At 48.2% G+C, this 15529-nt stretch carries 16 protein-coding genes; 5 read left to right on the top strand and 11 right to left on the bottom strand.

From position 1 onward, the window contains the following. Positions 1-8: 8 nt before the first annotated feature. From Pelsub_RS02465 to Pelsub_RS02445, 5 genes are all read left to right on the top strand, one after another. On the top strand, positions 9-524 hold the full coding sequence (locus Pelsub_RS02465; protein ID WP_116226325.1) for a nitroreductase family protein: 516 nt from the start codon (positions 9-11) through the stop codon (positions 522-524). An 82-nt stretch (positions 525-606) separates the two neighbouring features. Further along, the gene (locus Pelsub_RS02460; RefSeq protein ID WP_116226326.1) at positions 607-876 is read left to right on the top strand and encodes a DUF4282 domain-containing protein; all 270 of its coding nucleotides are present in this window, start codon (positions 607-609) and stop codon (positions 874-876) included. A gap of 157 nt (positions 877-1033) precedes the next feature. Then, positions 1034-1675: an MgtC/SapB family protein gene (locus Pelsub_RS02455; RefSeq protein ID WP_116226327.1), complete on the top strand. Its 642-nt coding sequence runs from the start codon at positions 1034-1036 to the stop codon at positions 1673-1675. 102 nt (positions 1676-1777) lie between these two features. Next, on the top strand, positions 1778-3007 hold the full coding sequence (locus tag Pelsub_RS02450) for a hypothetical protein (protein WP_116226328.1): 1230 nt from the start codon (positions 1778-1780) through the stop codon (positions 3005-3007). 136 nt (positions 3008-3143) lie between these two features. Next, positions 3144-4325, top strand: coding sequence for a hypothetical protein (locus tag Pelsub_RS02445; protein ID WP_116226329.1), 1182 nt, complete (start codon positions 3144-3146; stop codon positions 4323-4325). Positions 4326-4379: 54 nt separating this feature from the next. Here Pelsub_RS02445 and Pelsub_RS02440 read toward each other — a convergent pair whose 3' ends face one another. The 11 genes from Pelsub_RS02440 to Pelsub_RS02390 form a co-directional block, all read right to left on the bottom strand. After that, positions 4380-4718, bottom strand: coding sequence for a tRNA-binding protein (locus Pelsub_RS02440; protein WP_116226330.1), 339 nt, complete (start codon positions 4716-4718; stop codon positions 4380-4382). Positions 4719-4789: 71 nt separating this feature from the next. Further along, positions 4790-5482, bottom strand: a complete 693-nt coding sequence (locus tag Pelsub_RS02435; RefSeq protein WP_116226331.1) for an aspartate/glutamate racemase family protein — start codon at positions 5480-5482, stop codon at positions 4790-4792. Positions 5483-5507: 25 nt separating this feature from the next. Continuing rightward, positions 5508-5984 carry an ASCH domain-containing protein gene (locus Pelsub_RS02430; protein WP_116226332.1) on the bottom strand — a complete coding sequence of 159 codons (477 nt, stop codon included), beginning with the start codon at positions 5982-5984 and terminating at the stop codon, positions 5508-5510. Between the two features lie 77 nt (positions 5985-6061). After that, positions 6062-6535 (bottom strand): hypothetical protein, encoded by a 474-nt coding sequence (locus Pelsub_RS02425; protein ID WP_126440376.1) that lies wholly within the window; start codon positions 6533-6535, stop codon positions 6062-6064. A 146-nt stretch (positions 6536-6681) separates the two neighbouring features. Further along, entirely contained in the window at positions 6682-7560 is an 879-nt protein-coding gene (locus tag Pelsub_RS02420; RefSeq protein ID WP_116226394.1) for a PhzF family phenazine biosynthesis protein, read from the bottom strand. 125 nt (positions 7561-7685) lie between these two features. Further along, positions 7686-8243, bottom strand: coding sequence for a GrpB family protein (locus tag Pelsub_RS02415; protein WP_158674939.1), 558 nt, complete (start codon positions 8241-8243; stop codon positions 7686-7688). 209 nt (positions 8244-8452) lie between these two features. Beyond that, the gene (locus tag Pelsub_RS02410; protein ID WP_116226335.1) at positions 8453-9070 is read right to left on the bottom strand and encodes a hypothetical protein; all 618 of its coding nucleotides are present in this window, start codon (positions 9068-9070) and stop codon (positions 8453-8455) included. A gap of 82 nt (positions 9071-9152) precedes the next feature. Next, positions 9153-10211 carry a glycosyl hydrolase family 18 protein gene (locus Pelsub_RS02405; RefSeq protein ID WP_158674938.1) on the bottom strand — a complete coding sequence of 353 codons (1059 nt, stop codon included), beginning with the start codon at positions 10209-10211 and terminating at the stop codon, positions 9153-9155. Positions 10212-10255: 44 nt separating this feature from the next. Next, positions 10256-11905, bottom strand: a complete 1650-nt coding sequence (locus Pelsub_RS02400) for an AIPR family protein (RefSeq protein ID WP_158674937.1) — start codon at positions 11903-11905, stop codon at positions 10256-10258. Between the two features lie 638 nt (positions 11906-12543). After that, a complete protein-coding gene (locus Pelsub_RS02395) occupies positions 12544-13845 on the bottom strand; it encodes an ATP-binding protein (protein ID WP_116226338.1) in 1302 nt (433 codons plus the stop codon). A 114-nt stretch (positions 13846-13959) separates the two neighbouring features. Continuing rightward, positions 13960-15405 carry a tryptophanase gene (locus Pelsub_RS02390; protein WP_116226339.1) on the bottom strand — a complete coding sequence of 482 codons (1446 nt, stop codon included), beginning with the start codon at positions 15403-15405 and terminating at the stop codon, positions 13960-13962. Positions 15406-15529 lie beyond the last annotated feature (124 nt).

The following is a 15529-nucleotide window of genomic DNA, read 5'->3' as shown; positions in this document are numbered from 1 at the left end:
GAAATAAGATGAGCAACATTCTGGATGCCATTTACCTGCGGCGCAGCATTCGTGTTTTTGAGCACCGCAAGGTTGACCGGGAAATCCTGATTGACCTGCTTAAAGCCGGCATGGCCGCGCCTTCCGCCAGCAACAGCCGCCCCTGGGAATTTATCCTGGTAACGGATGAAAAACCGCTGGGGGAACTGCAAAACAGCCTGGCATACGGAAAATACAACGCGCCCGCGGCCGTTGTGGTTTGCGCCAACCTGTCCATTGCGAAAAACGAATCCGCTTACCGTTTCTGGGTCCAGGATTGCAGCGCCGCATCTGAGAACATTCTGATTGCCGCTGCCGGTATGGGGTTAGGGACAGTCTGGATCGGAGCATATCCCAAGGAAGACGTCGTGAAAACATTGCGGAAGATTTTGGTGATTCCTGAAGAAGTCTATCCGCTGAATATTATTTACGTCGGTTATCCGGCCGAAGATAAGGACGCGCGTACACAATTCGAAGAATCACGCGTCCATTGGGAACACTACTAACGCTAATTGATTTACATAAAACCTTTTGCTATACTGTTAAATGCATTACAAAATTCAAATAACAGATTCTTCTGGAGGAAATATGGATGACTTTTTAAAGTTTCGAAAAATGATTACCCCGGCGATTATCCAGATTTTATTCTGGATCGGTGTGGCTGGCAGCGTGATAGCCGCATTGATAGCTATGGGTGCCAGCTTCGGACGTTATGGCGGCGGCATTGGTACTTTCCTGGGTGGACTGCTCATGCTGGTGCTCGGGCCTGTAGTTGTGCGCATCTACTGCGAACTATTAATTTTATTCTTCCGCATGAACGAAACCCTGACTGAAATCAAAGATAATCTGGCGAAATAATTTTTTACATTTTTAAATACAAGCCTGCCGGCCCATAGTCATTGGACAGCCCGCAGGCTTTATTATTTAATAATTCTGTAACACATGGTTCAGACAAATTTGTTATAATACGCAAAATTGAATTTTTAATATATTTTTAAATATTTAAGGTATTTTTATGAGATTTGAAATTGAGTATGTCTATCGATTGCTGACCGCCCTGGTATTGGGTGGCATTATCGGCGCGGAGCGTGAGCGCCTCAAGAAAGCCGTCGGCCTGCGCACTCTGATCCTGATCTCGGTCGGTTCGGCCTTGTTCACCATCCTGTCCCTTGAAATGGTCGGGCCGGATGGCTCCAATCCGGGCCGTGTGGCAGCCCAGGTTGTCAGCGGAATCGGCTTTTTGGGCGCGGGTGTTATTTTAGAAGAACGCGGACGCGTAGTCGGCTTGACCACTGCCGCTACCATTTGGATCGCAGCTGCCATCGGCATGGCTGCCGGCGTCGGCGAATATGTCCTGGCTGCCGGAACGGCTCTGATCGTAATGATCGTACTACTGCTTTTTACCCGCCTGGAAGACCGTTTGGAGATCTCCAGTGAGGAGCGCACTTACGAGATTACTGCCAAAATCAGCTGGGATAAATATAAAGAAATTAAAAACCTCTTCAAGGAACACGGCCTGGTAATCAATCACACCAAGCAGGAAAAGAAGGGGGATAAAATGGTGTGCACTTTCGAAATTTTAGGTTCCACCAAAAAGCATGATAAAGTAGTACAGAAATTGCTATCGGATAAGGAAATCCTCGAAGTCTGGTTCTAAAAGTCATTCCAGTCCAGGCGGATACAGCGAGGGAGACGCGGACCAGCGCCAACCAGTCCTATTGTCCGAGTGATTAACCTGGTATGTATTGGAGTGGACTACATGAAAATAAAACAGGGTTGGATACCGATCGCGATTATTTTATTTTCTATCAACCTGTCAGCCTGCAGCCCCGACCTTTCCGCGAATGGCAAGGAAGCTCAAACAGCGCCTCCCGTTGACCAACAAGCAGAAGGAGCAGCGCAGGCCCCTACCCTGGAAGCCGCGCCTGAGCTGGATGAACTGCCAAACGGTGTGTTGGTGGATCCGCAAACGGGCGAGAGCTTGCTGGTCTACAACACCCGCGGGCAATTCGAATACGTTCTGGAGACTCCCGGGCTCGGCAGCAACTCCAACCAAAATGCACACATGGCCGGTTCCGGCAGCGATATCCCGCTGGTATATTTCAGTTGGGATCCGGAGCAATCCCTGCAAGTGAACAAACAGGGTACTATCGGCACCCTGCGCAGCACGAATGGGTTCTTCGGCATGGCGGGGGCCAACGGCCAAGCTGCCCTGGCCTTTTCGGAAGTTATGGTGGACGGAATGGCACCGCACAGCTACCTATATGCCGGCACTCTGGACACCATCGGTTCGGCCGATCCATTTTTTGATTTGAACGACGAGACTATGCAGATGGCCTTACTGCCGGTGGCCGTAGAGGCCCTTGGCGGCCAGCCGCAAACCGTATGGTACACACATTCCGCCTGGGGTATCGGGGGAGTGGATCTCATCTTCTCCATCACCCGCGGCCTGTACGCCTTTGATTTGAACAGCGGGCAGGTCAAGCAGACACTTGACCCGGAGCGCAATTTTCAGGGGATCTCCCCGGATATGCGTTATGCCGGCAGCACAACCTTTGACGTGCAAGCTGATCAATCCATGACCGTCACCGAGTTGACCAGCGGCCAGGAGACTACCTTTGCGCTGCGGTCAGACAGCGACCGCGGTTCCGGCTATGCGGTTTTTTCGCCGGACGACCAATTGGCGGCCTGGCTGGAAGCCGGCGGCTCTTTCGCAGCTGATCCCAGCACTTATCATTCGGTGATCCGCATCGGAGAAACCTCCAACGGCTCGGTGGATTACGACATTGAGGACAGCAGTATCGCGCAAACAGTAAACCAAACCGATATTACCTTTATGAAGCCGGTGGGTTGGTTGGATAATCAAACTCTCCTAATCGAAACTCGTACGGAAAACTGGGGGAAGGTCGTGCTGATACGTGCCAATCTGGCAGATGGAACACTGGCCTATTTTTGCGATGGAAATTTCGTAGGATTCACCTACCCGTAACATTTTCGGTTAAATAACTGAAACGCGTTTTGATTTGATCAAAACGCGTTTTTTTTATTCATATCTATTCTTTTAAGGATTAAAATTATCCGCTTGTATTACAAAATCTTTTTAATACTAAAAGGACTGTAACCACATGATGAGACTCAAACACACATTATTAATTTGCTTAACCATTCTTTGTTTGGGAAACATAGCCGGGTGCAGCGGCAAACCCAGCACAGATGCCACAACAAAGAACAACCAAACCGCCGCAAAACTAAATCCAAAAGCAGTAGTTGTTAACCCATTCACCGGTACGGAATTATACTCATATAGTCCGGAGCAGGAAGCCCTCGGCATCATCACTGTTACAAGCACAGACAACCTGGGGGCTGACAACGTGGTCTTTACCGGGAAGTTGAGCAACATTCCCAACCAAATTCCATTCGCGTACACCACCTATGCTCCGCAAGTTTCCGTTCAACTTCACCAGGACGGCAGCGACCAGATGCTGCGCACCTTTAACTCGCTGGGCAGCATTGCCGGTTCCGGAGGCGAGCAGGCCATTGCTTTTCCTGAAGTAACCTACGGTGATTATTCCCTGGACAGTCACTTATACGTGGGGAATCTGGATAATGTCGGCTTCAGTACATCCGTTTATGAATTAAAGGATTACCTCAATCAGTGGGTTATCGATCCATTATTCGTGGAAACCTTGGATGGGCAACCCAGCGGTGTATGGTACACCACCAGCGGGTGGGGCGTGGGCGGTCCCGGTATGTTTTTCCCGGTCACGCGCGGCTTATATTATTTCGACACAGCATCCGCCAACGTGAAGGAATACCTGGGAGATGACCAAAGTCTGCAAGGACTATCCCCCGACCGCACTATGGCCGGCAGTATACCCACCAGCAGTTACCTGGATCATGACATGACCATCACCAACCTGGTGACTCATTGGATGCTGCGCTTCCCGTTGAGAGCCACCAGCGATCAGGGATCTGGGCTGGTAACTTTCGCGCAGGATAACCAGCATGCCGCCTGGCTGGAAGTAGGTACATCTCCTTATGATGAATATGAGTATACCTACGTGGTGCGTGTGGGCAGCCTGGCTGCGGGCGAGATCGAATTCGAGATTGATGAGAACGCTGTAGCACAGGCTCTGCAATTCAGCGACCTGGACTCCATTCAACCTGTGGGTTGGTTGGACAGCAACACCCTGCTGATACAGGCGCGCGGCTTGGATTGGAACGACGCGCGCATTGCAAATCTGAACCTGGAAGACCACAGCCTGGTCGAGTTCTGCCGTGGTTCTTTTATTGGATTTATCTACTAACCGGTTAATAGAAAAAGCCTGTGCACCTCGACCAAGCTCAGTGCACAGGCTTTATTATGCCAATTTGGCGCCGTTGCTGACCTCATCGTCCGGCACCGCCAGAACGACCGCGCCATCCGGCCGGTAGAAACCCGTCACCAGACATTCCGAGATAAACGGGCCCACTTGTTTGGGCGGAAAGTTCACCACCGCCACCACCTGTTTGCCAATCAGTTTTTCCTTGGGATACAAATCGGTGATTTGCGCACTGGATTTTTTGATGCCAATTTCTTCACCGAAATCGACCAACAATCTATAAGCAGGCTTCCTGGCTTCAGGAAAATCTTCCACATCCATGATAGTGCCCACGCGCAATTCTACTTGTTCAAAATCCTTCCAGGTAATCTGTTCCATGAATTTCTTTCAACTCCTCATATTCGAGCAAGCTTGTACTTTCATTAATATCGGGACAATTGTATATCAAATTATGCCAGTGCTGCTTCAACACCCGCCAACGCATGCAGCCGGGTGGTATCGAAAAGCGGCACCGTGCTATCCGAGGCGGATACCAGCAGGCCGATCTCGGTGCAGCCCAGAATGACGCCCTGCGCGCCCTGCTCCACCAGGTCCTGCATGATGCGCACGTACTGCGCACGCGATTCCTCCCGCAAGATACCTAAAACTAATTCCTCATAAATTACGCGGTGGACAATCTCACGATCATTTTTGGAAGGAAGCAAAACCTTTAAGCCGTGATTTTTGATTAAGCGGCCGGTGTAAAAATCTTCCTCCATGGTAAAACGCGTGCCCAACAGCCCAACCGTATCCAGGCCGGCCATTTTGATCTGCGCGGCAGTCGGGTCGGCAATATGAATAAAAGGGATGGAAATACCGGACTGGATGGCATCGGCGGTTTTGTGCATGGTATTGGTGCACAACAGCACAAAATCCGCTCCAGCCGCTTCGAGCGCGCAGGCCGCGGCAACCATGCGGTCAGCGGCTTCCGCCCAGCGTGCTTCGCGCTGCAGCACTTCGATCTCATCGAAATCCACCGAGACCATGACGCAGTCAGCGGAATGCAAACCGCCCAATTTTTCCTTCACACCCTCATTAACCAGGCGATAATACTCGGCTGAAGATTCCCAACTCATACCGCCTATCAATCCTATTGTCTTCATGCTAATTTCCTTTGCTAATCATTACTTATCTCGAGGGGTAGATTAACCGAAAGCGTTCGCACACCAGCAGCATATCCCGGCTAAACTGGCCGCCAATACGCTCAAAAGTACGTACAAAGAAATGCTGATGGGCTTCGCGCCAGTAAGCCAGACTGCGATCGCCTTCACCTTCTTCGAAAGCGAAGTCCGCCGGCACCTGATCAAAAGGCAGGATTTTTACTTCGATGGTTTCCACAATGCACAGGGGTTCGTCCGACCCATTGAGCACTACGGTCAGCAACCCCGGTTCGGGCAGCTCGTCTCCATCATGTTTCCATTCCGCCAGCGCGGAACAGGTGGCTGTTTTGGTACCGGCCGCGATCAGCGCGCCCAACTCATCGGCCATGGCGGGACTGTCTCCCCAGCCTTCTGCCAGCACCTTACGGGAAGGATAGGGTGAATCGGGTGCTTGCTGTGCTAGAAATTTTTGGAAGTAGGCTTCTGCGGCCAAATTTAAACTCATAACGCATCCTTCTTTATTCCAATTTGGTTAATTCTTTTGATTTTACCGAAGATTTATTTTCGAAATGTAAAAAATGATTATCTTTTTAAACTGTCCAAACCGTATACGCCCAGCATTTCCCACCAACCCATTTGCCGGCACCAGCGCCGCACAAGCTGGCGGCCCTCCGGTGTTTGCCAATCGGTTTCCAGGTCGGCATGGCATTGGCGTCCCAGTCCCACCCGTTCATGGTGGCAGAAAGCGCATTCCAAGGGCAGGAAGGGAGAAGCGTGCAATTCACAGTCATCACTCGCATTGAGAAAAGTGCAGCCCGCGCCGGCATAAGTTTGGGTAGCTAGTTTACCTTCGCAGCCGCGGAAAGCCGGGCTGAGAACCGCATAAGTGCGGTTTGGGGCAACCTCCAACATCATGCGGCTGCCCAATCCGCCATGCAAAGCAGATGCTGCCTGCGAAACGCTCCACCAACCCGGTCGGTGACAAAACGCCCGGCAAATATCGCAGCCGCAGGACGCTGAAGGCGGGTACTTTTTCAAAAGGTTGATTTTCGGCATGGAATACACCCCGAAATTTATCTATGATCGTTGGAAAATCTAAGCAACCGATTTATTTTACATCAAGTATTTATTTTTTCACTACAAAAAGATGGCGGGGGAGGCCGCCATCTCTACTTCAACAATCCGAACAATTTACAGGACGTTCAACTACCCCACTCGCCAACCGCGACGGATACACTTTTTCCACCTACATCGATGGCAATCTTATCCCCCGTTTTTTCGGCTTTTAACAACAGCAATGAAGGACGGCCAATCTCATAACCCTGTTCCACTCGTACATCCACCATATCTTTATCAAAATAGCGCTGCGCAACCAGATACCCCGCCAAGCAGCCGTTGCCGCTGCCGGTGGCCGGGTCTTCCGGAATGCCGAAGTAGTCCACGAAGACGCGCACGCTCAGGTCGCGGCCACGCTCGTGTGTTTCAGGCGAAAAGACCAGGACGCCTTTAGCCTCGGTGCGGCTGACCAGGTCGAAATACTGGTCACGGTTGACGCGCGCGGCAATTAAAGCATCGATAGTCTTAAGCGGAACGATGAAAAAGGGTAGGCCGGTGGAGACTTCCTGGATGGGGAAACGCTCATCAAAGTCGGCTTGTTCCAGACCCAATATGGGCGCGAATGTCTCAGGAGTGTACTTCGGCCCGAAAACCGGCTGTACCTGCCGCATCCAGCTATAACCGTCGGGGCTGAAAGTAACCGGGATCTGCCCGACTTTCAGGTTCAACACGACTCTGTCCGCCGCGCCATTCAGGATTTCCGAGCGGATAACCGCAGCGGTACCCAGGGTGGGATGGCCGGCAAAAGGCACTTCCTCGCCGGGCGTAAAAATGCGCACGTCGAAACCGCCATCACGCGGTTCATCCGACAGGATAAAAGTCGTCTCGGAGAAATTGACCTCGCGGGCAATTTGCTGCATCTCCCGGTCCGACAGCCCGGCCGCATCTCGGTAGACCGCCAATTGATTGCCGGTATATTTTCTCTCGGCGAACACATCCACGATATAGTACGGAATTCTGGTCATCATACACCTCTCACAAAAATCTCATCAACTTATCTGTTTTTCCATTTGACCAAACCCATTATGCCACGCAGGTTACTTTTACTTCAACCCATATTTGTCAACAAACCGGAGGGATTTGATGGTGTTTATTCCGGCTGCCAGTTGGTGTTCTCAGCCCATTCCTGAGCGGCATCCCAGATTAGATCATAAACCGGATCTTTAATGTCGTAGTAGGCATCCACGTCATCCGCGTGGTAGCGTGTCAGGGCGCGCTTGATGCGCTCGACTGTGGCAGCCGAATGGGGATGAGCGCGCAGATAATCGCGGAAGAGCAGCGGGTAGCGCTGGTTGGGGCTGCCCTGCTTGCGCACGTGTACGTGGATCAGGCGCCGGCCGGGCGGCTGCATGAAGTAATATTTCTCCCACAAGCGCGGGTCGGGGTCCTCTCCGCAGGGCAGGTGGTCGCCAGTGATGTCCTCGCGGTGCTGGAACCCGGCGGCGATCATGCGCGCCACGATCTCCGGCACCAGCTCACGCACAGTGACCTGAATGTCAATGATATCCTTGGCGCCCAATCCGGGCACAGAAGTGGAGCCGATGTGGTCGATGCGCAAGGCCAGTTCGTCCAGAATATCCTTTACTTCTGTGAGGATGCCTTCGAACTCGCGCGGCCAGGCCGGGTTGTATTCACAAATTTCGATCACTTTGAATCCTCGTGTAATTAATTGATTTATATGCAAACCCAGTTTATACCAGAAATTTCACCCGGGTGAAATTTTCCAAATTGTATTAAATACAAACACATGCTGGTTTCCTCCAGCCGGAGTTTGTGAGTGCTTGCCTTGTTGGGGAACACCCTAAGCCAGGGAGTTTTATATCGCAGGCGAGTACAGTGCCATTGTTCTTTAAGGAACTATAAGTAGTGCTCGCACAACAACTGGATGGTTCGCTTGATCGGGCCGCTGCCCTGCGTGCGCGCCAGGTGATAGCGCTGTTCCGCTCCTACGGCATCGAATTGGATGCTCTGCAGCAGTTGGGCTTCCCGCAGCAGGACCGCATAGCAATCCGGTAAATCCAATCCTTTGGCAATATAGGCCAGGTTCAGCATCGAAAAAGAATCGTTGGACAACCGGCAGCCAAACTGCGTGGCGCATGACCGTATCCACCACTTAACCGCTTGCCCCAGGTCGAAGCGGCTGAACTCGAACATGGCAATCGCGCCGCACAGCATGGGTTTGTTGCGGCCCTTTTTCAATCCCTCCAGGCAGGTGGCAATCGGTTCGCCGGGAAATCCGATTTCTCCACGCAATTTGGCGACCCAATAATAAACGAAAGAATAGTCGGCATATTCCTGCAAAGCCGCTTCTGCGACCATGAGGGCTTTTTCCTTGTTATAGAAAGCCATGTCGGGAAGCTCGCGCATGCGGGGGATATCGTGCCAGCGGCGCGGTTCATCGAATTCTTCGAAGTCAATCTGATAGCAAGTATCCACGTACAGGATGCCCGTAAGCGGGGGCGTTGGTACTTTCATTTCCACCTTTTATTTTTCAGCCAGCTTTTATTATATTACTGCTGTAAACAACACAACGGATTTCTAATCAGGATAGGTATATTTAATCCAAAGGGGCCTGCAGCGGTTCAAGCGCCGCCTGCCAAAAGCCGGCATCCTCCTGGCCCAGCGCCCATACCGCGATGCCGCCCAGGTTATAGCGCCCTACCAGGCTTGCCTTGGCACGGATGCTGGCTGTGTCTTCGTACCAAACAATATGCTCATCCCCTTCCAGGCTGTAACGCAGGAAGGGCGAATCCGCAGCCGTGTCGCGCCCCACCTGCGCGCCGGGCAGCGCCAGCAGCTTCGGTATATCGGTCCAATACAGGTCGGCCACCGCATCCTCTTCGCCTGCTTCATAAGCGCCCAAATCCCAATCGTAAGCGTACGCCGGCAAGCCCAGCAGCAGCTTGGCCGGGTCGACCAGTTCGGCCACGTAAGCCGTGCCGGCTTCCACCCAGTCCAAGCTGGCCACGGGGCCGGGTTCACTCCAGGGGCCGTGCTGGTCGTAGGTCATCAATTGCAGGTAATCAGCCGCCTGCCCCAGCGCGGCCAGGTCGTAGGGGTAAGCCCAATCATCGTCGGGTGACTCTGCCGACTTGGCCGGCACGCTGATGATTAACTGCTTACCCATGGCACGCAAGCGCGCTGCCAGTTCTTGGATGAAAGACGTGAAAGCCGCGCGATCGGTCTCGATATCGTCCGAATAGGCGATGCTTTCCAGGTCAATATTGATGCCGGTGTAACGTTCATCCTGCGCGATTTCCACAAGCTGCGAGAGGAAGGTGTCCCGGTGGGTCAGGATGGCCGCGCGTGCCAGCGTAGGATCGAAGTCATACAGCGGCTCGCCGCGGTAGTTGCTGACGCAGGCGTAGGCCGGGATGCCGTGTTCGTTAGCATAATCTGCCGCGCCCAGGTCATCGTATTGGACGATCGTTCCATCGTCCTGCACGTTGAAGACATCGATGGAGAGCATGTCAAGCCCGCCGGAGTAAGCTTGCAGGGAGGCGTACGATTCCTCATTGCCGGTGAAGTAGCCTAGAATGAATGGGTTTGGATTTTTATCAGATAAAGAAACTTCACAAGAATAAAGAATAAGATGTAAAACAATTAGTAAGAACAAACTTTTTTCGTGTATTCTACAAAGCATCTTGTTTTTTCAAAATATTACGAATTTTTATAAATTTCAGAAAACTTATTATTATCGTCTCGTAACACTAGACGTTCATAGTCTCTCAACAAATCATCCGAGATATCTTTTATAAATTGAGCATTTTTAAATAAGTTTTTATAGTCAAAGAATCCATTATTCTCTAAAATACGTTGATTTATCTGATAATTAATCTCCGGGATCATTATCTTCCATAGATTTAATAAAGAATTTTCCAGTTTGATTTTAGAATTTAAAACAAATTCCCTGGGCTCATCCAATATTTCTCTTCCAAGTTCATCTTGGTCTAGTAGCTGAGATATCAAATATGAAAAAAAGAATAACGCTAACCCATAATTTCTTATGCTTTCAACTTTTAGAAATGCCGCATTTTTTTCTACAACCTCGTAAATAATTTTCGCTAGGTATATCTTTTCAACAGTCATTTTCCGTGTAAAAATTCTGCTGTAGCTTGAACCAAAAAGTTCTTGTTTCAGATGTGTACGATATGGCTCATTGAGGTAAACCGATGATATTAATTGGGCAGCAAAATCACTAGCTATTACCTCTTCAAAACCTTCAACTTCTTCACCTCTTTTTCTTTTATACAAAACTTTGTTATCAAATGTTTCTTTAAATTTCTTCTGTAATACTCTTTGTATAGAATCAAGGGAATGTAAATCTTTCAATCCTATCGAATTTTGATTATTTGCATAGTAAGTCACATTTCCTACAAGGGGTGAAGTCAAATTTGTTTGAATAATTTTTACCAGAACGATTAAATTATTTGACAATTTATTACGATTCTCAAAGAAAGAAAGCATAGATTGGCAACCATTAATTACAGCATATTTTTCTATTGAGATTTTATTTCTATCAAGGTTCTCTACTAACTTCTCACAAATTATTGTTATACCATTATGGTACAAGAAAAAATTTTCGTGTTCGTCAGTTATATTAATTGTCTCTTTTATAGATTTATTTACTCTAGTATTACCAACCCCATAACGAACATTTTTGTAAAATAACGTTCGATCCTGTATACCTTCCAACTTAATTAATTGTTTTGCGCTAATAGCATATACTCTCGTTGGGTTTTCTTCAGAAAGATCGTATTGGATTCTTGACTTATTAGCTAAATATAAATCGATCTCTGGGAAAATATTTTCATCGTCAGAAAAATATGTATAATTTTGAAAAAGTAACTCAATATCATATGCTTCAAAATCATTTACAGCATTAATATATTCACTCGAGTGTTTGTTAAATTCTTTATTAGTGAGGAAAACTGATACTAATTTATAATTGGTTTTTTCACTTATTTTCAACGAAGTAATCAAAGATTTGAGCTCTTCGCAAGCAGTACTATTTAAAAGGTTTGTAATAGCACTTTCGTTTTTAAACCATTCGCGTGCACCAATAAAATTACGTAAATCGTTATCCCCTTGTATCTGGCCATCTTTTGGAGAATATTTAGATTGAAATAAATAAATTATTTCTTCGTCTTCATCAATAAAAATGCCATCAATTCCCTTATCATTTGGTTGATCACAAATACAATCAATAGCATCTTCCTTTTCAAGATGAAATATATTTAATAAGAACCAAAGAAGAAACGCCGATGATATTGATATTGATTTAGAATATCCAAAAACCTCTTCTCTCATACGAGTTTGAAATATCCTTTTGTTCATATATCCACCTTCTAAAATACGTAATAAATACCCCAATTATCTTATTTTTATATAAGTGATTATATTTATTCATTAGTATTTGGTAAATAGAAAAGCCCCATTAAAATACACTTAATATCATTGAACAATCTTTATATAAAGTTCAAAAAATCACAAAAGTATCACGAAATTATCTTTCCTTAACTATATCGACTCCATTAGAATAAATTCGATTAATCAGGATTATCTATATATCTTTTAAGTATCTGCGATATAGGAAATTAATACGAAAGGGCACTGTAAATTATAAACACGAAAAATAAAGGATGTGGTTTAGCTATACTATGTATTCAAATAAAAATGAGATTACCTCATTTCGCACGCATTAACAACCAATTCGATGACTAGGTCCATATTGAAATAGGTTTATCAATCTACCCAAAAATACAATAAATCAAGCGAGGGTGACCAAGCAGATGGCCACCCTCACCTCTAAAGTATTTCCCTGGAGGAGCAGGGAATCTAGAATATATCGCCGAAGTCGGCCTGGAAAGCAGCTGCCAACTTCTCGCCCCAGTCGCCAATGGGCGCCATGCGGCCGAAGAAGAAGCGCAGCACAGGCGGCAACATTTTCAGGATTCAAGTTCCCAATCAATCAGCCATTCTGAAGTAGACCGTATTTTTATCGGCAGTCCATCAATCAGGACATCGTCCTCGTTTGCATCTGAGAGGATCAACGCACTTTCGACTTTAATTTCTTTCACGGCTTCTGCAATCGACCGAATTTCACGATCGCGCGTGGCTGGATCGTTGAGATGATAAGCAACCTGAATTAATTGTTTTTTTTCAGGTAGATAAAAATCGACTTCGTAATCCCCGGCAGTTTTGTAATAATAGATTTCCTTGCAACACCTGCGTAAAGCCAGGAAAACCAAATTCTCCATCAATTTGCCCGAATTCAAAGAAAAATAGAATCCTACTGTATTTACCATGCCGGTATCTATGCAATATACTTTTTTGGGTGCAATTTGTTGGCGCTTAAGTGAGTATGCATATAAATTCAATGTAAATATCAACCAACTATTTTGCATATATTCAACATAGTTAATGACAGTGTTTACACTACCAAGCTGAAGCTGCGCTTTTAATTTGTTGAAATTGACCAAACCGGCTGGATTACTGATCAAATAGAAAGCCATTTTTTTTAATGCAGTTACCGCATCCAATTTATGGCGCGTAGCAATATCCCGATAAATCACATCATCATATAATGTTTGCAGCAAAGGAAATTCAGGATATTTAAGCGATTCAGGTATACCACCCGAAGATAAGTAATCATTCAGCAACTCATTTAATCGGGCCTTTTTTACAGTTGTTAGGCGCTGAAAATCAGGCAATTCCTCATTTCGAAATTTCAGGTATTCTGTAAAAGAGAAAGGAAATAACTCAATTGGAATATATCTTCCAGTCAGACGTGTACCAAGTTCTTGGCTTAGCAGGGATGCATTAGAGCCAGTAATATAGAATTTCAATCCCATGTCCATAAAACGACGTACGAAATATTCCCAACCAGGTATATTTTGAATTTCATCTATGAAGAATATTTTACGGTCTCCGAATATTTCTACTAACATCTGATATAGGTCATTGGCATCTTCAGCCTGAAAACCTAAAAATCGGTCATCTTCAAAATTAATATAATAGAAAGAGTCTCTGCCAAGTTTGTGTGCTATTTGCGCAAGTAAAGTTGATTTTCCCACCCGTCTCAATCCAGAAATAATAACTGCGTGAGGCAATAGGGCAGCCGCTTCGACTTCTTTTAATTTTGATCGCTCTGTGCCAGTATCTCTATTCCAAAAAGAATCCGATTGTTCAATCAACATGCTACGGATCTGGTCATTTGCCCAATGAGATTTCCAATTTATTTCGTTCATAATGAAATGATATTACTGTTTTACTTCGCTGTCAATATAATGTTATCGTGAATATAAAGAAGAAGCCGGGGTTTTCATACATTCCGGCTTCTATATTCAATAATCCATCAATGTCTAGAATGTGTCGCCGAAGTCGGCCTGGAAAGCAGCCGCCAGCTTCTCGCCCCAGTCGCCAATGGGCGCCATGCGGCCGAAGAAGAAGCGCAGCACGGGCGGCTCTTCCACAAACTGCAAGCCGCCGATCAGGTTGCGGAGCCCATACAGCCATTTGACGCGATCCACGGCGTATTCGATGTGCGACATGGTGTAGAGGCGGCGCGGAACAGCCAGCCGCACCAGTTCCAGGTCGGACGGAACGTCGTTGCCCTGCTCATCACGATCCATGGAAACGGTGCCGCGTTCCATACCGCGCACGCCGGAAGCGATGTAAACCGCCGCTGCCAGCGCCCCGGCCGGGTACTGCGCCTGAGGCATATTCGGCAGGAAGCGCATGGCATCGATGTGGCAGGCTAAACCGCCGGGAGGGGTGACTACCGGCACACCTTCCTCTTCCAAACGCCGCACAAAGTAGGCGATGAAATCCGCGCCGCTGCTGGCGATGGACTGGATGGTCATCTCGCGCAGGCCGACGGCCATAGCTTCCACTTCTTTGGTGGACATACCGCCATAGGTGGAAAAGCCCTCGTAAACCGGCAGCCAGGGCAGAATTTGTTCGTAGAGTTTCTTGTTATTGGTAGCGATCAAGCCGCCGCGCGCCGCGGCGCTCTTGCGTCCAGACATGTAGAAGATATCCACGTTTTTCATCAACTCGGTGATGACCTGCTGGATAGTGGCATCCTTGAACTCGGGCTCGCGCTGCTGGATGAAATAAGCGTTCTCGGAAATGAGACTGCCGTCAAAGACCAGCGGGATGCCGTGCTGGCTGGCGATGGCTTTGATCTCGCGCAGGTTGGCCATGGAGAAAGGCTGTCCGCCGATCAGGTTGGTGGTGGCCTCCATGCGCACGTAAGGGATGTGTTCCACGCCGTACTGGGCAATGACCGCTTTCAGTTTATCCGGGTCCATATTGCCCTTGAAGGGATTGCTACTGGCTGTTTCCAGCGCGCCGTCCTTGAAGATCTCCAGCACCTTGCCGCCCGCCAGGTCCACATGCGCCTTGGTCGTGGTGAAGTGGTAATTCATGGGCACCACGTCGCCGGGTTTAACAAAAGCTTTGGCCAGCAGGTGTTCCGCCGCGCGTCCCTGGTGAGCAGGCAGCAGATACTGAAATCCCAAAACTTCCTTGACAGAATCGGCCAGCTTATAGAAACTCTCGCTGCCGGCGTAAGCCTCGTCCGAAACCATCATGGCGCCCAACTGGTTGTCGCTCATGGCGTTGGTGCCGCTGTCGGTCAGCATGTCCAGGAAGACATCGCGCGTGCGCAGGAGGAAAGTGTTATAACCGGCCTCGCGGATGGCCTCCAGGCGCTGGGCGGCGCTGGGCAGATTGGTTTGCTGCACAATTTTAACCTTGTGCATTTCGATAGGTATTACTTTGCCTGTTGATAGTGTAACGTTCATATGTGCTCCTTATTTAATTGTGAATGCGATAGGGGTATTAACGGTCAATCGGCCTTCTCAGGCCGATTTTGTGGGGAACGGGGCAGTACCTGCGGTCAAGCAGCCAGGTATGCCCCTACGGATA

The organism is Pelolinea submarina (assembly GCF_003966975.1).
GTDB classification, from domain to species: Bacteria; Chloroflexota; Anaerolineae; order Anaerolineales; family Anaerolineaceae; genus Pelolinea; species Pelolinea submarina.
Note: the sequence above shows the minus strand (reverse complement) of the source record. Positions and strands in the feature narration are given on the sequence as shown.